We start from the raw sequence: 23131 nt of genomic DNA, 5'->3' as shown, positions 1-23131 counted from the left end.
AAATTGGGCCTCCGCCCTCAGAAGCTAACGCCGCAGGTATACTGCTAGCACTATGTTCCGTCGTGTCACATTAACGGTGGCCGCTGCTGCTTTCTCGCTGGTGGTTGGCGCCGCCGCTCCGCCGCTGGTGATGGCCTTCCACGATTCCTGGCCAGAAGGCACCACGGTGCACACGCGCACAGAAGACGCGAAAACCCAGCTGCTAGACACGGCGGAATTTGCTGCGGCAGCCAGCAGCGCCGGGGCTGGCAAGCCGCTTCCCCGCCCCGACGATTGCCCGGAAGCGACACCAACTTTTTCGTGTTATATCAGCACCACTACCACGCACGTCGACAGTGAAATCACGCTGCTGCGCACCACGCAGGATGCGGACGATCCAGCACGTCGTTCCGAAATTACAGCACGCCACACGCTGCTTGCCAACGACGGCGCAGGCTCATCCACAAGCGACGACGCCACCAACGCGCGCCCCCTCGGTCATGTGGATAACGACGTGACCATCAACCGCGAATCCGCCATCGGCATCCCAGACCCGACCTCGCGCGTGCGGTTTTATGATGACAGCAGAAACGACAACACAGACACCCCCGTCGTCGACACGGGCCTGTTTGCCCGCCCAGGCATCTACTATGCCTTCGAACCGGATACGCAGAAGCGTTCCTATAATTTCTTTGATCTTTTCACCCAAGAACCCCTGCCCATCGACTTCGCCGACACCATCGAGCAGGGCGGAGATGAAGAAGGCGATGCCACCGCGGAGTTTTACGAATACCGCCACACCATTACGGCCCACCCGCTGCACAATTCCTTGCTGCGCGCGTATTCGCAGCCGCAGGATTTGCTCAGCCCACCCACCCCGGTCTCGGCACTGTCACCGAAAATCCTCGACGAGCCAGCCGCGCAGCTTTTCGACGCCATGGAGATCACCGGCCCCTCCACAGATTTTTATACCGCCGACGAGCTTGCCGACGAGCGCGTCACCGGCGATCTTTCCGCCACAGATACCGTGACCATGCGCCCCTATTATTCTGTGGACCGCTTGGTGTGGGTAGAACCGATCACTGGGCAGATCGTGAACCGCGATGAACACTACGAAGTCTTTCTCGCTGCCGATGGCACCCCGGCGCAGCCAGCCCCGGAGCGCACCGTGTTGTCCACGCACGCGAAATATGATTCCGCCTCCCGCGAGGAAGCACAAGACCTGGCCAGCAAGACAGTGCGCGTGGTGGAACGTTGGGAGGCCATTGGTTTTCTGACCACTGCCCTCGGCATCGCCTTGCTGGCAGCTGCGGTGTGGATGATCTGGCGGCACCGGCACAGCCAGAAACGCGCCCACGCTAACCAGTCCGGCACCGGCCACCCCGGCACCGAGCACTCCACCACCGACGACGCCGACACGAGCCGCCCTGGCACCAACCACACAGACACCGATCCCAGCGCCAGTTAGCACATGAACACACGCCTGCTGATCCTCGGGTTGTGGGCCAGCCTGCTGGTTGGCGCTCTCACCTGGCCATTTTTTGCAGCTGGCGAACTAGCCTGGCGGGATATGCTCGTGCTGGATTCACCAGCCCTGTCGCCCTCGGCCTTTGGTTTTGGGGATCTGCCCGCGCGCAATGCCCCACAAGATGGCGTGCTGGCGATCCTCGGGGTGTTGTTTCCGGTCTCATGGATAGTTCGGGTCTTGCTGATCGGTGGCGCGGCGGCCGCTGCGTATGCCGGGGCGCTATTGGCACACGAGCGTTCTGCCTCACTGCCCGCGCAGCTGACGGCAATGACCATCGCGGTGGCCAACCCGTTCGTCGTCGAGCGCTTATTGCAAGGACAGTGGTCGTTGGTGTTGGCAGCCTGGCTGCTGCCGGTCATCGTGGCTCTGCGCACCCGTGTGGTCTGGGTGTTGGTGGCGGTGCTGCTGTCCTCTCTCACGCCTACCGGCGCACTGTTTACCACGCTCACTGCGTTGTTCGTCGTGCGTGGCTGGCATTCGCGCGTGCTCACCCTGGTGGGTGCAGGCTTGGCCAGCCTGCCGTGGCTGGTGCCATCGTTGCAGGATATCCCGCATGCGGCCACGAGTAGTTATTTCGCCTTTGGCCCGCGGGCAGAAACCTACATCGGCACGCTAGGTTCGCTGCTGGGCTTGGGGGGAATATGGAATGGGCAGGCAGTTCCGGCGTCGAGGTCGGCAGGTTTTGCGATTTTCGGGGTGGTGTTGTTTGCCGTGCTGTGGCTAGGCCGTCGCGCGGTGCCGCGTGCGGTGCTGGCGTTGGCGGTGTTGGGCCTCGGGGGCGCGATGGTGGGCTGGCTGGCCCCGGAGCTGTTGTCTGCGGTTGATCCGGGCGTGTTGCGGGATTCGCAGAAGCTGGTGATGTTGGCGATTCCCGCGTATTGCTGCGCCGCTGCTGGCGTACCGCGGTTGTGGGCATATCTGGCTCTCTTGTGTGCTGTGCTGCAGGTCGTCGATGCTCCTGCTGAGGTCTCGGTGCTGGCCCCGCGGGAGGTCACCGCCGGGTTGGATCAAGATTTATTGCAGCGTGCCGACGGCCGCACGGTATTTTTACCGGATGCCCCGACGGTGGTTTCTGCGCCGGGTTGGGTGAGCATCAACCCGTACACGAAGGCCTTGCCGGTGGTCTATTCCGGGGAGCTAGAGGTCGACGGCGCGCTCGTCGACAAGCCATCGCGGCGCTATATCCTGGCGCAACAGGCGTGGCAGGACGGCGATCGCGAGCGCCTGCGCAGCTTGGGCATTGGGGTGGTCTATGCCGACGGTGTGATCACGGAAACCGGTGCAGAGCCAGAACCACTGCCGTGGGGGTGGCATGCCGGTTGGTTCGGCGCCTGGTTGCTCGTGCTGTGGTGGCAGCTGCGAAACCGCAAGGCGGGGAAAACTCGCAAGGCGAGGAAAGCTTACAAGGCCCAGAAAACTCGCAGGTGAAAGCGCTGAAGTTGCCTGAATTCCTCCCGGTTTTGCTTTCTAGCAATCTACTGTTAGACTTAGTTCTCGCTGGAGGATTCGACTAGCGGCCTATGTCACACGCCTGGAACGCGTGCGGGTTTCACGACCCTCGTGGGTTCAAATCCCACATCCTCCGCCAATGTGAAGTCTCGAGACATCGTTCCTATTTCGGTGTCTCGAGATTTTCTTCGTTTTGGGGGTTCGTTTTCTAGATTTCACCGAGTTGGTTGCGGTGGTATTTTTTGGTTTTGTCTAAGTGGTATCGGCCCCAGATTTCGCCTGTGTGGGGGTTAATGGCGGTGATGTCGTTGTTGATGCAGATGAGCATGATTTCTTTGGTGCGGTGTTTTCTTCCGACGTAGAGTTTGCGCATGTTGCCGGCCCAGCGAAGGGTTACTTTTCCGTCGTTGTCGACTTTGTCTCGCCGTAGGCGATTGTCGGTGCCAATGGGGATGTCGAGTGGTTGGGCTTTGGGTAGTCGGTTGTAGGCCTGTGCTGGTGTTTGTCTGTTGAGTGCTCGGTGGGGTCGGTGGTTGTTGTAGTAGTCGATGATGTCATCGAGTTGTTGGTTTAGCTCGCCGATGTTGTGGGCGAATGGCCTTGCGTGCAGGGCTTTTTGGAGTGTTTGGTGGAAGCGCTCGACTTTTCCTTGGGTTTGGGGATGGTATGGAGTTCCATTCTTTTGTTGGATGCCCATTTGGAGGAGTAGCTGTTCGAAGCCGTTGCGAGTGTCGGCTTTTCTGTAGAGCTTTGTGGTGAACACGCTGCCGTTGTCGGTGAGGGTGGATTTGGGGAATCCATGTTTGTTACCTGCGGATATGAAGGTGTCGATGACGTTGGTGCCGGTTTCGTGTTCGAAGGCTTTGCAAGCGATGACAAAGCGTGAGTGGTCGTCGATGATGGTCAGGATGGCTACGCGTTGGTTGTTGTTGAGGTAGCAGTGGCTGTAGTCGAGTTGCCAGGTTTCGTTTGGTTGGTCTGCTTCGAATCGTTTCCAGGAACTGCGTGGCCTTTTGTGAGGTTGTTCGATGACGTAGCCGTGGCGTTTGAGTATGCGGTGGATAGTCGATGCTGCTGGTAGTGGGGTTATTTTTTGTTGTTGAAGATGCCATCGGATGGTGTGGGCGCCGTTGTCTTGACCGGTGTTTTCAAGGTGTTGTCGGATTTCGAGGATGGTTTTGACTGTGCTCTCTGGTACCTGTCTGGGGTTGGAGTGCGGGGCCCGGGAGCGTGGTTGTAGTGCTTGGTAGCCACCTTCTCGATAGCGGTGGAGTAGTTCGCGGATCCAGCGGGTGCTGACGTTAAAGAGTGCGGCGGCATCTTTATGACTCATGCCGGTCGCGAGGATGGTTTCGACGATGACTTTGTTGGAAGTGTGTTTCTTGCCCATGTTCTATTTTGGGCGGAAGTATGTCTCGCTACATCCTAAGGTGGTGCGTGTGTCCTCATTTTGCCTGTTGGGGTGGTTGTGTGGGAACAGCGGAACGATGTTGTGGCACATCAGAGCCTTGAGGGGCGGAAGGATGTCGTGAGACAGAGCGGAACGATGTCATGGAATCAGACACCGCCCCGGGCACAGTGAGCAGTTGAACAAACTGCACCACCGGAAGTAACAAACTCGAAAGGGTATGTTACCTCCGGTTTCTTTCATTTTTCAATCTTTGAGGTGCGAAGATTGCACGCGTGGGGATTGAGGGTGTGAATCCCACTGTCGTGGGTTTGATGAGGTAGTCGATGTTGCGGAAGCTTTGGCATCGGCGTGCGTTGTGCTCCGTACGTTGTTTCAAAAACGGGTTTCATCAAACGGAACAAAACCTGGGACACTTCATATCCCACCCCAGGCCTAATGACTTGGGTGCAGCGGCAACGCTCATCCGATTTAGGCAGAGTCGTTGCAGGATCCAGTGGGTCACCTGGTCCGTGGTCTTTGAATTGTCGGGCGTGCAGGCAAGGCCAGCACGGAAGATCTTCTGCAAGCAACGCTTGTTGGTGCACCGGTAGCGTGGAAGGCGCACATGAAGTTGTTGGGTGGCCGACGATGGGCAGATCGACCAGGCTGCGGATGACGTGGTCGCGGAATACTCCAGGCTGCCCGCAGGTAGGGCATTCATTGATCGGCTCGACGGGTTCGGCTTCAATAACAGTGACGTCACCGTTTTCTGTGGCACCGGTGATAGTAGTTCCTAGTTTTGCGGTGCGGCAGATGGTATCGACGATGACATTTCCGTTAGGCTGCACAGTAGGTCCTTAGTTTTGTACGGATGGATTAGATACCTTTTTCCTACAAAGCCAAGGACCCCAATATCTTGTGCCACGCCCGAACCCCCGGCGAACTAATCAATGCACTCTAAAACCGGAAGAGCCCTTTTAGTACTACTGGTGGATTTCGGTTTTGGTGGGGATTAACGCCGCCGGCTTCGGTTTTTCCGTTGAGGAGGTCGTTGACTACTTCCCGATGGTGAAATGGGTCGATGGTGAGGTAGAGAGGAACCAGTCACCTGGAAGAGATCGATCCAGTCGTTGGTGTGCAATCTGGGAGGTAGGGTCGCGGGGTCGATTCCTCGCGAGCGCAACCATGATTGTGTTTCTGAACGTGATGAAAACAACCCTGCCCTTCGGAGAATTTCCCCTATCCCGCGTCCCCGGGCAGTGAAAACGGTGTGCACCATCGCCTGAAAGGCTTTGCGCTGCTCTATCGGAATCTTCGGGTCACCCACCCGGCGGATCACTAAGATCCCCCCGTCAACGTTTGGCTGTGGCCGGAAAGCAGGCCTTGGTACCCGAGAACCCAGGTGAAATGTGAACCATGGGGACCACTGAGCCGTCATCATCGTGCTTGCGCCTACCCCGGCCCGGCGGCGAGCGACTTCCCACTGCATGAGGAGTACAGCGTCAGTCCATGCTGGCGCATGCAGCAACTTTCGAAGAATGGCAGTGGTGAGGTGAAAGGGAATGTTTCCCACAATGACGCAGGGAGTGGCGGGTAACCGGAAGTTAAGGAAATCATCATGGACCACTTCGACCGCCGCCGAGGAGGTTTCTTGTGTGATTTTGGCAGCTAGTTTTGCGTCCACTTCAACTGCCGTTATCGCCCTCCCCAAGTGGGCCATCGGGTGAGTGAGGGCACCGCTTCCTGGTCCGATCTCAATGATGGGGCCGGAGGTTTGTTTCACAAGGTCGATGATGGAGTTGATGATCTTGTGGTTGGTGAGAAAATTTTGGCCATGCTCGTGACGGCCGTGTCCGTATGCAGACATCAGGTGTGCTCCTTGGATTTGAAAGGGAGCCGGGCATGACAAATAGCCGCCCGGCTAAAGGACCGGAGCGGTTTTTAACCTACGGGGTAGGAAACCGCCTTAGCGGTTGGTGCGCAACCGCAAGAAAGCGGTACCTGAAATCAACATGGGTCTAATTATATCCATTTAAAGGTGCTGTTGCAACTTGGGGCGGGAGCCAAGAAAGCTCCGTTTTTATTGTGTGATCAACGCTATGTGCCTGTGTTGTCAGGCCGTCTCGAATACCCGGCTAACAATCACTGCATCCGGATTCGGGTGACCATAGGCAAACATCGTGCCCTGCCCCTTCCGCAATGAGTGCATCGCTTCCATCCCTTTCAACGTCCGGTAGGCAGACGTTTGGTTTTTGAATGCTCCTTTCGGCCCCAGGATCCGCTTTAACCGGCCATGATCGCCTTCAATGACGTTGTTGAGGTATTTCACCCGACGATGCTCGACCGTCGATGGACAGACGCCTTCCGCCTTCAGCTCAGAGATTGCCCTGGCGAGTGAGGGGGCCTTGTCGGTGCTGATCACCCGCGGATAGCCTGCCGATTTATTCGACCGCAGCGTCTTCGCCAGGAAACGCTTCGCTGCCGCGACGTTGCGTTTTGGTGAGAGGTAGAAGTCCAGGGTCTGGCCACCTGCGGTGATTGCCCGATAGAGGTAGCACCACTTTCCCCCGACCCGGATATAGGTCTCATCCACCCGCCAGGACCTGGCCTGCCAGTCAGGAACTTGCCGATACCACCGGGTCTTCTTATCCAGCTCAGGAGCATATTTCTGGACCCAGCGGTAGATCGTGGTGTGATCGACCGGCACTCCCCGCTCGGTCATCATCTCTTCGAGGTCGCGATAGCTCACGCCGTAGCGGCAGTACCACCGCACCGCCCACAGGATGATTTCACGAGGGAACTGCCGACCGGAGAAGATGCCCATGGACCTGATTATTCCACGCCGGTCTTCCTACTGCCCCAACTTTGCAACAGCACCCACGCAGTTCTTTGAGTGAATCTCAACGCCAGCAGCTCGTTGATTTGTTTGAACAGGGGTTGGGTTATGCGGCGGCGGCAAATCGGCTTGGTGTTAGTCATAATCCAGTGCGAAAGCTTGAACGTCGTTTCCAGCTGCATGGCAGACTATGTCTTGTGGAAAAACCAACAAAGCAGCAGTTTTCCTTCGAGACGAAAAAGGAAGTTGTCGATCGGTTCATTGGCGGCCAGTCCACGATGGACCTGGCTAGGGAATTTGGTTTGTCATCGGATCAACTTGTCACTCATTGGGTAAGGGCTTGGCGTGCAGGTGGTGATCAAGCGTTGCAGCCGAAACCGAAGGGACGAGCCAAAGGCAGCGCCAGCTCGACACCGCTCACCGAGGAAGATCGGCTACGCCGCGAGGTGGAGAAGCTACAGGCAGAAAATGCGTACTTAAAAAAATTGCAGGACTTGAGGAATCAGGGACACGCTTGAAGGTCCAGGCGATTGTCATTCTCAAGTCACGGCATCGTCTGCAATACCTTTTGGATGCGGCAGGCATGCCGAGATCAACGTTCTTCTACCACCAGAAACGACTCAGCGAGCCGGATAAGCATGCTGCGCTCAAAGACGCGATCCGGGAAAGCTTTGAGCGTAACAAGCATCGCTACGGCTACCGACGAGTGCTACTTGACCTGCGCAACCAGGGGTGGGTGGTCAATCACAAGCTCGTCTACAAACTCATGTGCGAGATGGGGCTTCGAGCCAAGGTCCGCCAGCGCAGGCCATATGTTTCCTATAACGGGACGACCAGCCACATTGCCGAGAACACACTTGAGCGCAAGTTCACCCCCGATAAGCCAAATACTGTCTTTGTCAGCGACGTCACCGAGTTCAGGGTTGCAGGCCGCAAGGTCTACCTGTCACCGGTGATGGATCTGTTCGACCGTTCAATCGTTGCCCACACCGTGGCTACATCACCGTCGACAGCGTTTACCGCCGATTCTTTAACTAAGACGATTAAAACGTGTGCGCCTGAGCCTGGGTGGATGATGCACACCGATCAAGGTTTCCAGTACCAGCATTCGTCCTGGCGCAACCTGATTCGTGGCAACGGTGGTGTTCAGTCAATGTCGCGTAAAGCCAACTGTTACGACAACGCGGTGATGGAAAACTTCTTCGGGCACCTGAAAACCGAGATGTACCACGGAGAAGTCTTCGACACCGTCGCAGAGTTCAACCAGGCGATCGACGAGTACATCCAGTGGTACAACACCGAACGCATCCAACAACGACTCAAGGGGCTGACTCCGATGCAGTACCGGAACCAGACCCTAAAGCCTGTCACTGCCTAGAATTAAACCAGTCCAACTTTCGGGGGCCAGTTCATTCAGCGGGCCTATTTGTAAAAATGCACCAAAACAGGATCACCGGCGATGGGATGGCTTATCAGCGCAGCGACGGGGCGAAGACCCCCAATTAACCTATTAGCCCCGCGGTGGCGGCGCCATTCCCAGCGCAACGTCCACGAAGTCGTCGAGTTTTTGCTGGTCTTCGCCACGCAGCAAGATCGCCAGCATCCGCATAAGGCCGTGGGCTATTTCTTGCTGCTCACTTCCAGGATCCCCGGAATTCCCGGTGACCCCTGCAGCCCCAGCTTTCTGCGGGCAGAGCGCATCCACCCCAGCTTGGTAATTACCTTTGCGCAGTTGTTGGAACACACTAATTGCTTCCAGCCAGGCGCATTCTTTGTCGACTGCTTGCGACATCACAGGCTCCTTCCTTGCAAGCGGGATTGGTTCACGCAAACTTTGTTAAACTTCATGCTACTGAACTTAATTGTTCATTAAGTTCTAGCTTCTGATTGCTAGCCAGCCTACTAGGCATATAGAAAGGATGTTGCGTATGAGCAACCAAGCAACTGACAGCACCCCAGTAACCAAAAGCAACCAGGTACCGTCGACAAGCGATAAACGATGCGTCACGGTGCTGGTCGGCAGTCTGCGCGGCGGATCATTCGCGCGCAAAATCGCCAAACAAGCCATCGAATTACTACCAGCAGACTGCACCGGCAGCATCGTCGAAATTGGGCACCTGCCGCTGTACAACTTCGACTACGACGACCCAGAAGTCACTGATGTGCAGACCCCAGACTCCTACACCGAATTCCGTGAGACCATCAAGGCCTCCGACGGCATCTTGTTCGTGACCTCCGAAAACAACCGCACCATCCCGGCGTGCCTGAAAAACGCCATCGACATCGGCTCCAAACCAAACTCAGATGTCGCCTGGAAACACCTCCCGGCTGGCATCATCAGCCACTCCGTCGGGCGCATGGGCGGCTACAGCTCGCAAAAGAACCTGCGCCTGGCACTCTCCTATTTCGACATGCCCACCCCAGGCCAGCCAGAGGTCTTCCTGGGACAATCACCGAACTTGCTTGACGACGCCGGCGCGTTCAACAACGACAAAACCCGCGACTTCGTCGCTGACTACCTGCGGCGCTTCGCCAAACTCATGCGCTAGGTACACGCCAGGGGTCTAGATAAGCGCCACGGCTCTAGACTGGCAGCATGAGCCTCATGCGGGATAAATCTTTGTGGCGCCAAGTACTGGTGCAAACACCTCTGCTGGTGCTGCTGTCACTCGCAGACGTTGATTTCGATCCCGGTCTTACTCCCCGGCCTCCGGGTGCGCTCACCGCAGCTATCACCGCGGTGCTCTGGGTGGGTTTGTTGTGGCAGCGACGCCGCCCGGAGCCAGCCCTGATGCTATTGGCGGCAACACTGACCGTACTGGCGGTTGCCACCAATGGGTTTTCGTTGCTGGGCTATGCGGTGGTCTGTTGGCAAGCATATTTCATCGCCGCCTACCTGCCGGTGCGCCGCAAACTCTGGGTGACGTTGCTGCTGCTCGGCGCCGTCGGCACGCTGGTGCTGTCCACGGTGCGCAGCTATTTCTTCCTACACCAGATTCTCGGGCTGGATAGCCCCCTTGGCCTGCAACAGTTTTTTGTTTTGTATTCCGCGCTCATCTTCATCACCCTCCTTTCCATCGCGCTGTGTTGGCAATTGGGGCTGCGTAGCCGCCGTCGACGCCTGCGCTTAGAAGAACTCCACGCCCGCGCGGAGCTCGCCGCTGTTACCGAACGCACCCGCATCGCACGCGAGATGCACGATATTGTCGCCCACTCGCTCACCGCAGTTATCGCGCAGGCCGACGGCGGGCGCTACGCCGCGCGCCATAACCCCGAAGCCGCACTGCAGGCTTTAACCACCATTTCGCACACCGGCCGGGACGCATTGACGCAAATGCGCCAGTTGCTCAGTGTTTTGCGTGACGACGACACCCGCGAGACATCCTCGTCGCCGGGTCTGGAACGCATCGAAGAATTGTTGCACGAGGCCCAGCGCGGCGGCGTGCATATCGATTGGCACGAAACCGGCACCCGTCGGCAGTTAGACCCTGCCCGTGGATTGACGGTGTATCGCATCGTGCAGGAGGCACTGACCAACATCATGAAGCATGCCGGGCCCACCGACGCGCGCCTGGAAGTCGACTGGTCTGCGGCTTCGTCGGTACGCGTGAGCGTCGACAATGCTCCAGGAACCGGTGTGTATGAGGCCGTGGATTCTACCGGTCGTGGTTTGCAGGGCATGCGTGAGCGCGCCCGCATCCATGGTGGCACCGCGCGCTGGGGCAACTCGCAGTATTATGAAGGCGGTTTCAACGTCACGGTGGAGATTCCAACATGAGCGGCCAAAGGATGAACATGGACACGACGCGCCCCATCACAGTCGGGCTTGCCGACGATCAGCTGCTGGTGCGCACCGGATTTGCCATGGTGCTGGAGTCGCAGGACGACATCACGGTGGCCTGGCAAGCCGACAACGGCACGGTGGCTATTAACCAGGCAGCGAACGATCCGGTGGACGTGGTGTTGATGGATATTCAAATGCCGGACACCGATGGCATCACCGCAACCCGTGAAATTTTAAAAATTCACCCGGATACGCGCATCATCGTCTTGACGACGTTTGAAAACGACGATTATATTGTCGGCGCAATCGAAGCCGGAGCCAGCGGATACCTGCTGAAAGACAGCGAACCGGAAGATCTGCTGCAGGCAGTGCGTACCGTGGATGAATCCACAGCGATCATCTCTCCGAAAGCCACCGCCCGCCTGTTGCGCAGTATGCGCTCTGGCAACGCTGGGGGCGCGGCCAGTGTGGGCGTCGACAAGCAGCACCGCTCCAGCGACAACTCTGCAAGCGACAACGCTACAACAGAACCGCTTACCCCGCGCGAGACAGAAATCTTGCAGTTGATGGCCCGTGGGCTGTCGAACCAGGAAATTTCGCAGGAGCTGTTCGTCTCCATGCCGACGGTAAAAACCCATGTCACGCACATTTTGCGGAAAACCAACTCGCGCGACCGGGTGCAAGCGGTGCTCTATGCCGTGCATCATGGGCTGGGTTAGGCTGGCCGCCCTGGAGGCCGCCCCTGGGTGCCTGGGCCGCACGCACCGCACTGCCCCACAAAGCACAACCTCATACTCCGGTATGAGGCACGAATTTCCACCCACAGCACTATATACACCGCCGTCGCCTGCTGCCATACTGGTGGCATGATCACAGTTGAACAACTAACCAAAAAGTATGGCGCGAAAACCGCCATCAAAGATTTGACGTTCCAGGTCCCCGACGGGGCGGTCACGGGCTTTTTGGGCCCCAACGGTTCCGGCAAGTCGACGTCTATGCGCTGCATTCTCGGGTTGGATAAGCCCAGCAGCGGGCAGGCCTTTGTGGATGGCACGGAGTTTTCCCGGGTGCGCAACAAACCCGCGCAGGTCGGCGCTTTGCTGGAAGCCACCTGGTTTAACCCGGGCCGCAGCGGGCGCGCGCATTTGCGGGTGCTGGCCTACGGCGCGGGAATCTCTGCTGCCCGTGTCGACGAATGCCTGGAACTCGTGGGCCTTTCTGATGCCGCAAACAAAAAGATCGGCGGATACTCGCTGGGCATGAAACAACGCCTCGGTTTGGCCGGCGCACTGTTGGGTGATCCAAAGCACCTGATCCTCGACGAGCCAGTCAACGGCCTGGACCCAGAAGGGGTGAGCTGGATGCGGCACACCATCCGCCACCTGGCCAGCGAAGGACGCGCGGTGCTGGTTTCCTCGCACTTGCTTTCCGAGATGGAGCAAACCGCCGACCGCCTAGTGGTGATTGGTCGCGGTGAAATGATCGGCGAATACAGCATGGAGGAATTCCTGCGCGGCGGCACCAAAGTGGTGGTGGAAGCCGGTGCCGACGACGTCGACAAGCTCACGCAGCGTTTGCAATCAGCCGGGTTGGACGTGTCGACGCGGGATACTGGCGCGTTGGCGCTGGAGGTTCCGGAAAATACGGAGGAAATTGAAATCCGCCGGCTCGTCGGCAAGCTGTCTGCCGAACACCAAATCCCGATTATTGGCCTGCGCACCGAATCGCAGAACCTGGAGCAGCGTTTCTTGACTGCTACCGCCGATGCCCAAGAATATTCCACCCGGAAAGGCGCTTAAACCATGAATGTAGTCCGCTCAGAAATTGCAAAACTAACGAGTCTGCGCAGCACGTGGGTCTACGCGATCCTGCTGGTGGGTTCGATTGCTGGCCCCGTCGTGTTGATGGGGCTGTTCGCCTCGGATTCCACAACGGATTTTTATTGGAATGACCTGCTGATTGCCGGGGACCTGTTTCAGATGCTCGCGATTATCTATGCTGCGGCATCGACCTCACGCGATCTGGCGCACGGCATGCACGGGCAGGCATTTTTGACCCAACCGCAACGTTGGAACTGGTTAGCGGCAAAAATGCTGGTCACCGGGGTGTTTGTGCTGGTGTTGCTCGCGGTTTCTATCGGGATATCGCTCGTGGTCGCGCCAATTTTTGGTTTGCACCTAGATTCCAGTGGAGCCACCAGCATCCTGTGGGCTGTGCTCATTGGTTACCCGTTGTATGCCGTGGCTGCGGTTGGTTTGGCCGCGCTAGTGCGTTCGCAGATCGCGGCGGTCGGACTACCGATCGTCTGGATGCTGATCGTTGAGCAACTGCTGGGCTCTGCCGCGATGATCTACGAATTCCTACGCCCAGTCGCCCAACTGCTGCCTAACACCACCTTTGGCTCGTTGACCACCGGTTTTGCTTTCTACGACTACATCCACACCGGCTGGGCTGGCGCCGCAGTGTTGGTTGGCTGGCTGGTCGTGCTGTGTGGCTTGGGCTTTCTCGCCAACCAGAAGCGCGATGTGAAGTAGGGGTTGTGAAATAAAGGTGGCAGAAACGTCGGCTAGATTCCCTGGGCTACCCGCGCCGCTGCTGCACATACAGCACACCACCGAAAAACGCCCAGCACCAGTGCGCAATGAGTAAGAGCAGCATTGGGGTGCCGACGATCATCCAGGCGTTATGGCCGCTGGCGTTGGTCAGTTGATTCAATCCCGAGACCACCGTTCCAACCGGAAATACGCAGGACCACCAGGTGGGGTTATATGCCATGGAATTGTGGAATACTTGCGGCCAGTGTTTCGAGGCCGCGATGAGCAGTACCGGTATGCCGATCACCATGATCACCACACCGGATACATAGGCAAAATGGTCCCAGGGTGCGCTGCGCCCTAGCAACTGCGCACCGGCTGTGGTCTGACCAATCACGCCGAGGGGAATCCAATAAATGGTGGTGAAGTTCAGCGGCATTTTTAATTTCTGTCGGGCCAGGCCAATATACACCGCTACCAGCACCGGGACCGCTGTAATCAGCGGCATCAACAGCCCCACCACGCCGATAGCATGCACAAGAAACGATAGTGTGCCGTTACCACCGGTATCGGTGAGGTGCTGGGAAAGGGTTCCCGCCGGGGCTCCGGCCACCGCAGGCGCAAGCAGCGGTAACGCCCAAGTGAAGTTCGCCGCCGAATACTGTGCAGATGGCAAATAAACCAGGTACCGGACAGTCACCACGAAAGCGAGCACAGTACCAAAAATCCAGTAGACGGTGTGCAACCACCACCAGCCAAGAACCGCCGAGGTAGCCATCGCCAGCGAAAGCACCCCCATGGCGGTCATCGCCCAGGCCGGGAGGTGTTCTGCCACAAACGGTGGGTTATGGTGTCGCACAAATCCGACAATCACCCAAGCCAGCATGGCCGTCGCAACGAAATACCAGGCCACCGCCGCTGCGTGACCGACGGCGCTAGCTCCCCAGTAGGCTTCGACGCCCAGTGCGAGCGCCGCCGTACCCATCACAGACGCCGCCCACCCGGGGCCAGCGGGCGGCAGGCTCAGTGCAGCGCGTTTCGGTCGCGGCGCGGGCGGTTCGTGGTGCAAGTGCGGCGATTCAGTCACTTACCCCATTCTAGACGCGACCTACATCACAGTAAGGTCGGGGTCCAATTTTCATCAACTATTGTTTGCCCCGGTCACAGTGCTATTGTTTTGTCAATCAGATGATCAAGATAGGCAAAACTCAGCGATAAGGACCACCGTGGAACGACCAAAAACCAGCCAGCAGGGGCGCATGCAGTCCGGGGAGCAGCTGCGCGTTCTTGCCGACGTCGCCACGCCATTTTTTGCCGCCGAGTTGCTCATGAACCTCGCGCTGACGGTCCCGCACGCGATTTTGACGCCGTTGCTGCTGGACAAGGGATTAAGCCTGTCGCAGATCTTGCTGGTCCAGGCTGGTTTTAGCGTCGCGGTATTGCTTTTTGAATTCCCCTCGGGCTCCATCGCAGACATGATCAGCCGCCGCACGCTGTATTTTATTTCCCGACTGGTGTTTTGCATATTCTTCCTGCTGGTGATTTTCGGGCACGGCTTTCCGTTGATGTTGCTGGCCTGGATCATTTATGGCTTGGCGACGGCCTTAGAATCCGGCACCCTGGATGCCGCGCTGATCAACAATGCGAAAAACCGGCAAGGCGTATCAGCAAGCACGGTGGATGCGCCGGATACGCAAAGCGCCGCGGGCCCCACTACGCCGGATCATGTTGAATCACGCATTTCCTGGTTGGTGCGCAAAGAAGGGCAAAGCGCGTACCTCGGCATGATGATCGGCAGCACCATCGGCGCGCTGCTGTATTTGTCGGTGGGCGCGAATATTTATTTCATTTCTGTTGGAGCCACGGTGATTTCCGTCGTCACGATCGCGTTGTTCTTCCGGATCCCGGAGCAGCACAAGGTAGCAACCGTCGGCGGGAATGAAGCCGGAGCGAGCGTCGGCGGGAATGAAACCGCAGCGAACGTCGACAAGCATGATGCCACACGGATTGGCGGTGCGCACAGGCTGTGGCAGGAGTTGAGATCACACGCGCGTGCGACCGTGGAGGAGATGCGGAATTCGGCGGCGTTGCGGCAGTTTTTGCTGCTTGCGGTGGTCGCTCAGGCGTTTTTACAGTTGCATTTTCAATTGTGGCAGGCCGTCGGTTTGGAAAAGGGCTTCGGGGAGTCGAACCTGCTGTTTTTATATTTGCTGTTTATTGGAATGGCGTTTGGGGCGTCTTTTATTCGCCCGGAGGTGCTGTTCCGGCGCCGCGCGCTCGTGGTTACCTGCGTAGTGGCGTTCCCGGGCTTGGCGTGGCTGTCGTATCTTGTCGACGGCTGGGTATACCTGGTGTTTTACGGGGCGCTGGCATTTTTGCTGATCGTTTTTGCCAACTATTCCGCCTTCGGGGTGCGGCGGGCGTCGTCAGTCGAACGCATCGGCGCGGTGACCTCGCTGGTGGGCGTCGTCGGGCGCATCGGGGCGATCGGGGTATTAGCTGTGGCCTCAGTGTTTGTGAATTTTTATAGCGCGGCAGCGGTGGCTTCCGGCGGGTTCGTGGTGCTGGTCGTGTTGGGGCTGGGATGGGTTGGTCTGCGGCGGTGGCAAGTGGGGCAAAAGTAATTAGTCCACAGGCCCGGGCACTTCGAACTAGCCGCGCCGCTGCTGAACATACCGCACACCACCGAAAAACGCCCAGCACCAGTGCGCAATGAGCAGCAACAACAGCACGTTACCGATGCCAATCCACACGACTTGCCCGCTGGCGTTATGCATTTGGTTTAGCCCCGAGACCACAGTTCCCAACGGGAACACGCAGGACCACCAGGTCGGGTTATACGCCATGGAATTACGGAATACTTGTGGCCAGTGTTTCGAAGCCGCAATAATCACAACGGGAATGCCGATCGCCATGGTGACCACGCCAAAACCGTAGGCAATACTGCCCCACGGTTCGCTGCGCCCCAGCAACTGCGCCGCGGCCGTAGCCTGACCGACCAACCCGAGAGGGATCCAATAAATAGTGGTGAAATTCGGCGGTATTTTTAATTTCTTCAGCCTCAACCCACTATAAATCGCCACCAACAACGGCACAGCTGTAACCAACACCAGCAACAAACCGACTACGCCGATAGCGTGCACAAGAAACGATAGCGTGCCGTTACCACCGGCATCGGTGATGTGCCGGGCGAGCATTCCCGCCGACGCCGCGTTCACCACCGGCGCGAGCAACGGCAATGACCACGTGAAATTCACCGAAGAATACTCAGCCCTGGGCAAATGCACTAGGTGGGACAGATAACGAATCGAAACCACGAAAGCCGGCACCGTGCCAATTGCCCAGTAGACGGCGTGTAACCACCACCAGCCGAGCACCACAGACGTCGCCATCGACAACGCAAGAATCCCCATCGCCGTCATCGCCCACGCCGGAAGGTGTTCGGGCACAAACTGCGGGTTACGGTGCCGTACAAACCCCGCGATAATCCACACCAGCATGGCAGTCGCGATGAAATACCACGCCACCGCGGCGGGATGTCCGGCACCGCTGGCACCCCAGTAGATCTCTACGACCTGCGCAAGCGAGGCACTTCCCATCACCGCAGCAGCCCAGCTCGGCCCAGCTGGCGGCAGGTTCGGCGGAGTTGTTGACTGCCCAGCGCTTTCCCGCTGCGATGCGGGGGGGGTTCATGGTGCAGGTGCGGCGATTCGGTCACTCGCTTCATTCTAGGAGCACACAGATTGCAGCCAGAAAAGCACCAGCGTACAATTTTCTGTACAGATGGATGAAAGAGCGAGGCACCTATGAAAACCATGTCTTATTCCGACTCACGAGCACACTATGCAGAGATGCTTGATACCGTGACTGATGACCGTGAAGAAGTCATCATTACACGCGCAGGACACGAGCCGGTAGTGGTCGTCTCCCTTGATGATTATGAATCATTAAAAGAAACCGCATACCTACTCAAAAGCCCGGCTAATGCTCGCCGACTACTAGCCTCAATTGAACAGCTCGAAAATGGCGAAGGCACTCAACGGGATTTACTCGAATGAAACTAGTCTGGACTGAATCAGCCTGGGAGGATTACACCTGGTGGCAGACTGAAGACCGGAAGGTGCTCAAACGCATCAACAGATTAATCAAAGAGATTCAACGAAATGGAAACTCCGGTATCGGCAAACCAGAACCACTCAAACACGGATTTCAGGGCTATTGGTCTCGGAGAATCACAGATGAGCACCGGCTAGTTTATAAAATTTTCGGCGATGAAGTTCGCATTGCGTCCTGCAGATACCACTATGGGCGTTAAGACCCGCTAGAGTTTCCAGACTTCGCGCCACCAGCGTCATCAGCGCCACCAGCGTCGTCAGCGCCCTCACCAGCATCACCAGCGTCGTCAGCGTCCTCATCAGCCACCGCAACCTGCTCGGCTATCCCCCGAGCGGCGCGTTCGGTGGCGTCGTAAGGCTCCATATCCTCCAAGTACTCGCCAGTCTCGTAGTCGTACTCAATGGCGCGGCCCTGCTCGTCGGTGCGCGTGTACCAACCAACATTCTCGGCGGCATGCGAATCCCAGTTACCACCAGCAGAATAATCGCTATCCGGTGGGCACTCCTCAATCGCCAACGCAAAGTTGTCGCCGTATTTCGACACGCCTTGTTTTACCGAATTCGCCACCAAGCGGTCACCATAAATCCGGCGCACGGTAAATGGGTCATTCCGCAGCTCTTTAAACAATGCCACTGACATCAAAATCAAAATGAACGCGAACGGTAATGCCGTAACCACCACCAGATTCTGCATACCGCGTAGCGCGTCCTGTCCGCCCGAAAGCAAAATCACCACGGCGATACCAGCCATGCACAAAACCCAGAACGTCGTAATCCACGGGTTCGGGTTAGGGTTACCTTTTTGCGATAGCTGCGAGTTCACCAACGACGCGGAATCGGCCGTCGTCACGAAGAAAATAATCAGCACCACGATGATGATCGGCGCAATAATGTGCGCGCCCGGCAACTGGTCTAGCACCACAAAGAAAATCTCTTCTGGTGCCGGCATCGAATCAGCCGTGCCATCAGGCGCGATCGAATGATCACGGTTTTGCAGCCAAATCGTCGTACCACCCAGCACAGCAAACGCCGTCATGATGATGGTCGACGGAATAAACAGCACACCCAGCACAAACTGGCGGATGGTGCGCCCACGCGAAATCTTGGCGACGAACACCCCCACGAATGGCGCCCAGGAAATCCACCACGCCCAATAGAACGTGGTCCACGCGGACAAGAACGCCTGCATTTCTTCGCCTTCGCCCATGTGCGCGGACATCGAGTCGCCAAATGATGCGAAATACTCGATCATCACCGCTGGCAATGCATTCATCAAAAACGCGGTCGGACCAACGACAAAGAAAAACACCGCGATGCCGATCGAGAGCACCAAGTTGATATTCGACAGCACACGAATTCCCTTGGCCACGCCGGAGACCGCCGAGGCGATCGTCGCGATGGTCAGCACCATGATGATGATCAGCGCCACCGTATTACCAGCCGTCGACCAGCCAGAAACCACCTCAAACCCGCTGGCGATCTGCAAAGATCCAATACCCAATGTGGCGGCGGTACCGAACAGCGTGGCAATGATCGCCAAACCATCAATAATGCGCGCTGGCAGCGAATCCGTCGACCTATTGCCCAGCAGCGGCAGCATGATCGAGCTCATCAGCGGTACGCGGCCGCGTCGGAAAGAAACATAGGCGACGCACAAGCCGACGATTCCGTAAATCGCCCAGGCACTCGCGCCCCAGTGCAGCGTCGACTGCACCATTGCACCCTTGATTGCTTCTTCGCTGGCGGCCTCATACGCGCCCGGCCGTGGGGATAAATAGTGGCTGAGCGGCTCATACGGCCCGAAGAAAATAATGCCGATGCCAATGCCAGCCGCAAACAGCATCGCTGCCCAGGACAGCGTGGAATATTCCGGCTTCTCATCGTCCAACCCCAGCGGGATGCGGCCGTATTTGGAGAACGCGAGCACCAGCAGCACAAAGAACAGCACCACGGCGATCATGGTGAACACCCAACCCAGGTTGGTCATGATCCAATCCAGAGCCATGGAGGAGACATCAAAAACCTGCTCCGGCGCCAGCACGCCCCACAGGATGAACGCTACGACCAAGCCGCCCACCACTGTGAGCATGGGCTTGTCGACGCGATAGCGGATCTTTTGATCCTCCACGGACACGCCCGGCACCATCGCGGGGTGAATATTGTGCGGGTACGTCACCTCCCGCAGGATGCGTTTGGCTTTCGTGCCTGCACCTTCGGCATCATTGTCCGCCATCGCCGCTCTCCTTGTAACTGTTCTTCAATTCTGGGGTGTGTTCTCTTTGCTGTTTTGCCGTTCCCAGCATTTTTCAACAAATTCCGAGATAACTGCTAAGCAACTATAAGACAGCCTGTCGCATAAATCACGTTGTATATTCACGCCCCACTATTGGCCAGACGGCCAAGTTTATGGCAGACTAGCGGAAGTCGACTTGGCCACCCGGCCAAATAGTCCTGTGCACCTGCTCAGGATCCGAAATCACACATCTAGTTCTCAAGGCGGTGCTGAAAACCCATGACAGCGATGCAATCCCCCGCGGCACGTTGGTTCGCGCTGGCCACACTCGTCGGCCCGGTGCTGCTGCTGAGCATCGACATGAGCGTCATCAGCATCGCCGTGCCCGCCATCAGCGCAGGCCTCGGCCCAACTTCCGCACAAATGCTGTGGATCATCGACATCTACAGCTTCCTGCTGGCAGGGCTCTTGGTGCTAGCAGGCTCGCTTGGCGACCGCTTCGGCCGCAAACGCATGCTCATGATCGGTGCCCCCGCATTCGGTTTGGCCTCCCTGGCGACGGCATTCGCCCCCAACCCGGAGCTGCTGATTCTCGCCCGCGCCGCTCTGGGTGCCTCCGCGGCAACCCTCATGCCGTCGACACTGGGGCTAATCCGCACCATCTTCGACGACGCGCACGAACGACGCCTAGCCATCGCCGTATGGGCAGCCGCCTTCGGTGGCGGTGGCGCGCTCGGCCCGGTGCTCGGCGGTCTGCTGCTGGAACACTTCTGGTGGGGCTCAGTATTCCTGATTAACGCCCCGGTCATGGCACTATTCCTGCCCGCCGCGTGGTACCTGCTGCCAGAATCACGCGACCCAAACCCGCAGAAATTCGACTACCCTTCGGCTGCGCTGTCCATCGCCGGTCTGCTCCCGGTCGTCTACGCGCTGAAAACTCTGATCAAACAACCATCGGTAGCGAGCGTCGTCGCGTTAGTCGCGGGTATCACTTTCATCGCGCTATTCATCCGCCGCCAGCGTCGTATATCCAACCCGATGATCGACCTGGAACTTTTCGCGCGCCCCGGATTCGCCGCCGCGATCACCGTCAACATGCTAGCCACCCTCGCACTACTGGGGCTCACGTTCTTCTATCCGCAGTACCTCATGCTGGTCAAAGGCCATAGCTCCATGAGCGCGGGCCTGTGGATGCTGCCGCTGGCCGTGGCGACGATGGCCGGAACCTTCGTTTCACCGTCCGTCGCCAAGCGGGTCTCCATCCGGAAGGTCATCACCATTGGTTCTGCGATCACCGCGTTTGGTTTCGGTCTGGCATCGTTCTTGGACACCGGATCGACGATGCTGCTGGTCGTGGCTGCGGCAGCCGCGGTTGGTTTCGGCATCGGCTTCTCGGAAACGCTGACCAACGAGGTGGTGCTCAGCACCGCTCCCCCGGCGCGCGCCTCGGCGGCCTCGGCGATTTCGGAAACCGGTTACGAATTCGGTGGCGCGATGGGTACCGCGCTGCTCGGCACCCTGGGGCTGGGAGTATATGCGCGGAACCTGCATGCCGATGAGCATGGGTTGGAGGGCGCACAGGCCGTCAGTGCCCGCGATACCCTCGGCGGGGCACACGAGATCGCCGCTAGCCTGCCCGCCGACCAGGCACGCCAGCTCATCGACGCCGCCAACGACGCCTACCTGACCGGCATGAATGTCGCCACTGGCGCTGGCACACTCATCGCGCTGGGCGCGGCAGCCGCCGGCTGGTGGGGCATCCGCGAATATTCCCGACGCATCGAGGAATCCGTCCACCACCCGCAGGAGATTTCACCACGATGAGCAGCACACACCCGAACACCGAATCCAACGCTAGTGCCAGCTCTAGCCCCAACTCTGACTCCCAGCAGTCCCGCAAACGCATCCCCGCCGAGCAACGCCGCCGCGAACTCACCGCCGTCGCCCACACCGTCATGGCCCGCGATGGGGCCTTCGGCTTGACGACGCGCGCCGTCGCTAAGGAAGCCGGGGTGCCGCATGGCTCGGTACACTACGCTTTCCACTCGAAAGACGAGCTGATCCGTGCCGTGGTCCGGGACGATATTGATCGTTCCACGGCCGCTTTTCGACGCTTCGCCGCCCCGGAAGCCAACACCCCGGAACATGCGGCAAGCCCGGCAGAGCAGGCCACCGGTTCAGCCGCAACCCCGAAACAAGCGGCCAGCCCGGCAGAGCAGGCCGTTTCCCCAGAAGGTATCCTGCACGCCGCTTTTGCCAGCTACGCCGATAACTTGATCGGCGACCCATGGGAAGAAGCCGCGCAGCAAGAACTCGCGCTGATGTGCGCCCGCGATGAGCAGCTGCGGGTCATCATGCAAGAGTCCAACGCCAGCTATCGCGAACTGATCGGCAGCATCCTGGACTACCTCGCCACAGCCACCGGGAAAACCTGGGCGCAGCCAGCGGATATGTTGGCTGAAAATATTCTCGGCGCGCTGTTCGGCACCGCGCAGTTGTGGCTGATCGATCGTGACGACGCCACCCTATATGCCAGCTTGGCGACGCTCGCGAAGGTCTACGCGGCGCAATTGGGTAAGTAACGCCCGATGAGCGGCACAGCCGTGCTGGAGCGCTAGCGCGCTGGCACTGCTAGCATGCTGGCGCCCACACGTAGTCGTCGGCAAGCGCTTCCGGGCAGAAACTCTCGAGAGCTTCGTGCAAGCAGGATTACGCCCCGGAAAACCTGCACCTGCAGAAGACTCAGGTGTCCAAGAGGGTGACGGGAATTGTGCTTGTTCTGAGCATTGCGCTCGGAGGAGCGCATTCGGCTGGGGCTGCCGAATCGACAATGGAAGCTACCGAAGAAATCGGTGCGAATGTCGAAGAAACCACTATCACTACAGAGGGGGATGTGACGACAATCAGTGGCCCTGATGGTGTTACGACCCTGACGGAAGATGCTGCGGCGAACACGATCACCATTAATAGCCCAAATGGAGTGACTGTTTTGAATCGCAATGAGGTGCTCGGGTTTGAGGAACAGGATGAACATGGGCCGGTTGCGGAATCCCGAGCTCCTGGAATCGTTACCGCCTGGAGAGTCTACCTGTGTAACGCTGTGAAGTGTCCTAAGTTTCGTTCCTAGGCATTTACCCTATTCTCTATTATTTCCCGAGACGCATCTTGTTCCCACAACGCGTCTTCAACCTCAACCGGGGTGCGGTACCCCAAGCTCTGGTGGAGCCTTGTCTCGTTCCACCATGACACCCACTCGAATGTCGCGTTTTCTACCTCGATAACG

Annotated in this window: 22 protein-coding genes, 1 tRNA gene and 2 pseudogenes; 15 read left to right on the top strand and 10 right to left on the bottom strand. The window is 58.2% G+C overall.

Annotated features, from left to right (window positions below):
* The first annotated feature begins 52 nt into the window (after positions 1-52).
* From L9H78_RS01095 to L9H78_RS01085, 3 genes are all read left to right on the top strand, one after another.
* Complete coding sequence (locus L9H78_RS01095) at positions 53-1447, top strand: porin PorA family protein (protein ID WP_249620213.1); 1395 nt, start codon at positions 53-55, stop codon at positions 1445-1447.
* Positions 1448-1450: 3 nt separating this feature from the next.
* A complete protein-coding gene (locus L9H78_RS01090; RefSeq protein ID WP_249620212.1) occupies positions 1451-2935 on the top strand; it encodes an MmpA family trehalose lipid delivery protein in 1485 nt (494 codons plus the stop codon).
* A gap of 71 nt (positions 2936-3006) precedes the next feature.
* Positions 3007-3095: transfer RNA gene (locus tag L9H78_RS01085), tRNA-Ser, on the top strand.
* Between the two features lie 69 nt (positions 3096-3164).
* Here the strand turns inward: L9H78_RS01085 and L9H78_RS01080 are convergent.
* The 5 genes and pseudogenes from L9H78_RS01080 to L9H78_RS01065 all read right to left on the bottom strand — a co-directional run bounded on the left by L9H78_RS01080 (position 3165) and on the right by L9H78_RS01065 (position 7170).
* The gene (locus L9H78_RS01080) at positions 3165-4346 is read right to left on the bottom strand and encodes an IS481 family transposase (protein WP_126925997.1); all 1182 of its coding nucleotides are present in this window, start codon (positions 4344-4346) and stop codon (positions 3165-3167) included.
* A gap of 430 nt (positions 4347-4776) precedes the next feature.
* Positions 4777-5194 (bottom strand): annotated as a pseudogene (locus tag L9H78_RS01075) (transposase family protein); the annotation flags it as partial.
* Between the two features lie 164 nt (positions 5195-5358).
* Positions 5359-6213: a 23S ribosomal RNA methyltransferase Erm gene (gene erm / locus L9H78_RS01070; RefSeq protein ID WP_016459102.1), complete on the bottom strand. Its 855-nt coding sequence runs from the start codon at positions 6211-6213 to the stop codon at positions 5359-5361.
* A 99-nt stretch (positions 6214-6312) separates the two neighbouring features.
* Positions 6313-6360, bottom strand: coding sequence for an erythromycin resistance leader peptide (locus tag L9H78_RS10625; RefSeq protein WP_011116968.1), 48 nt, complete (start codon positions 6358-6360; stop codon positions 6313-6315).
* A 99-nt stretch (positions 6361-6459) separates the two neighbouring features.
* Positions 6460-7170, bottom strand: a complete 711-nt coding sequence (locus L9H78_RS01065) for an IS6-like element IS1628 family transposase (RefSeq protein ID WP_011069225.1) — start codon at positions 7168-7170, stop codon at positions 6460-6462.
* Between the two features lie 93 nt (positions 7171-7263).
* Here L9H78_RS01065 and L9H78_RS01060 point away from each other — a divergent pair.
* Positions 7264-8560, top strand: a pseudogene (locus L9H78_RS01060) (IS3 family transposase).
* 132 nt (positions 8561-8692) lie between these two features.
* Here L9H78_RS01060 and L9H78_RS01055 read toward each other — a convergent pair.
* On the bottom strand, positions 8693-8977 hold the full coding sequence (locus L9H78_RS01055; RefSeq protein ID WP_126925965.1) for a hypothetical protein: 285 nt from the start codon (positions 8975-8977) through the stop codon (positions 8693-8695).
* A 133-nt stretch (positions 8978-9110) separates the two neighbouring features.
* On the opposite strand from L9H78_RS01055, the gene L9H78_RS01050 reads away from it, so the two are divergent.
* From L9H78_RS01050 to L9H78_RS01030, 5 genes are all read left to right on the top strand, one after another.
* Positions 9111-9731 carry an NADPH-dependent FMN reductase gene (locus L9H78_RS01050; protein ID WP_430622739.1) on the top strand — a complete coding sequence of 207 codons (621 nt, stop codon included), beginning with the start codon at positions 9111-9113 and terminating at the stop codon, positions 9729-9731.
* 47 nt (positions 9732-9778) lie between these two features.
* Positions 9779-10960 (top strand): sensor histidine kinase, encoded by a 1182-nt coding sequence (locus L9H78_RS01045; RefSeq protein WP_249620210.1) that lies wholly within the window; start codon positions 9779-9781, stop codon positions 10958-10960.
* A gap of 17 nt (positions 10961-10977) precedes the next feature.
* Entirely contained in the window at positions 10978-11685 is a 708-nt protein-coding gene (locus L9H78_RS01040; protein WP_249620209.1) for a response regulator, read from the top strand.
* Positions 11686-11832: 147 nt separating this feature from the next.
* Positions 11833-12765, top strand: a complete 933-nt coding sequence (locus L9H78_RS01035) for an ABC transporter ATP-binding protein (RefSeq protein WP_249620208.1) — start codon at positions 11833-11835, stop codon at positions 12763-12765.
* Positions 12766-12768: 3 nt separating this feature from the next.
* Entirely contained in the window at positions 12769-13500 is a 732-nt protein-coding gene (locus L9H78_RS01030) for a DUF2705 family protein (protein WP_049167580.1), read from the top strand.
* Between the two features lie 46 nt (positions 13501-13546).
* On the opposite strand, the gene L9H78_RS01025 is transcribed toward L9H78_RS01030, so the two are convergent.
* Complete coding sequence (locus L9H78_RS01025) at positions 13547-14587, bottom strand: SLAC1 family transporter (RefSeq protein ID WP_249620207.1); 1041 nt, start codon at positions 14585-14587, stop codon at positions 13547-13549.
* 139 nt (positions 14588-14726) lie between these two features.
* Here L9H78_RS01025 and L9H78_RS01020 point away from each other — a divergent pair, with 139 nt between their 5' ends.
* Complete coding sequence (locus L9H78_RS01020) at positions 14727-16124, top strand: MFS transporter (protein WP_249620206.1); 1398 nt, start codon at positions 14727-14729, stop codon at positions 16122-16124.
* A 27-nt stretch (positions 16125-16151) separates the two neighbouring features.
* Here the strand turns inward: L9H78_RS01020 and L9H78_RS01015 are convergent, their stop codons facing one another.
* Positions 16152-17099, bottom strand: a complete 948-nt coding sequence (locus tag L9H78_RS01015) for an SLAC1 family transporter (protein ID WP_249620701.1) — start codon at positions 17097-17099, stop codon at positions 16152-16154.
* 207 nt (positions 17100-17306) lie between these two features.
* Between L9H78_RS01015 and L9H78_RS01010 the strand changes: the two genes are divergently transcribed.
* Positions 17307-17558 carry a type II toxin-antitoxin system Phd/YefM family antitoxin gene (locus L9H78_RS01010; protein WP_249620205.1) on the top strand — a complete coding sequence of 84 codons (252 nt, stop codon included), beginning with the start codon at positions 17307-17309 and terminating at the stop codon, positions 17556-17558.
* Positions 17555-17815, top strand: coding sequence for a Txe/YoeB family addiction module toxin (locus tag L9H78_RS01005; RefSeq protein ID WP_249620204.1), 261 nt, complete (start codon positions 17555-17557; stop codon positions 17813-17815). Before L9H78_RS01010 ends, L9H78_RS01005 begins: the two co-directional genes overlap by 4 nt.
* Here the strand turns inward: L9H78_RS01005 and L9H78_RS01000 are convergent.
* On the bottom strand, positions 17812-19848 hold the full coding sequence (locus L9H78_RS01000) for a BCCT family transporter (protein ID WP_249620203.1): 2037 nt from the start codon (positions 19846-19848) through the stop codon (positions 17812-17814). The genes L9H78_RS01005 and L9H78_RS01000 overlap by 4 nt on opposite strands.
* A gap of 279 nt (positions 19849-20127) precedes the next feature.
* Here L9H78_RS01000 and L9H78_RS00995 point away from each other — a divergent pair, with 279 nt between their 5' ends.
* From L9H78_RS00995 to L9H78_RS00985, 3 genes are all read left to right on the top strand, one after another.
* Entirely contained in the window at positions 20128-21672 is a 1545-nt protein-coding gene (locus L9H78_RS00995) for an MFS transporter (protein ID WP_249620202.1), read from the top strand.
* Positions 21669-22430 (top strand): TetR/AcrR family transcriptional regulator, encoded by a 762-nt coding sequence (locus tag L9H78_RS00990; RefSeq protein WP_249620201.1) that lies wholly within the window; start codon positions 21669-21671, stop codon positions 22428-22430. The genes L9H78_RS00995 and L9H78_RS00990 overlap by 4 nt, the downstream gene beginning before the upstream one ends.
* Before the next feature lie 188 nt (positions 22431-22618).
* Positions 22619-22975, top strand: coding sequence for a hypothetical protein (locus L9H78_RS00985; protein ID WP_249620200.1), 357 nt, complete (start codon positions 22619-22621; stop codon positions 22973-22975).
* On the opposite strand, the gene L9H78_RS10590 is transcribed toward L9H78_RS00985, so the two are convergent.
* Complete coding sequence (locus tag L9H78_RS10590; protein ID WP_347276375.1) at positions 22972-23127, bottom strand: integrase core domain-containing protein; 156 nt, start codon at positions 23125-23127, stop codon at positions 22972-22974. The two genes, L9H78_RS00985 and L9H78_RS10590, sit on opposite strands and share 4 nt — an antisense overlap.
* Positions 23128-23131: the final 4 nt, after the last annotated feature.

The organism is Corynebacterium pseudodiphtheriticum, from assembly GCF_023509295.1.
Classification (GTDB): Bacteria; Actinomycetota; Actinomycetes; order Mycobacteriales; family Mycobacteriaceae; genus Corynebacterium; species Corynebacterium pseudodiphtheriticum.
This window is presented reverse-complemented; position numbering and strand designations above follow the sequence as displayed.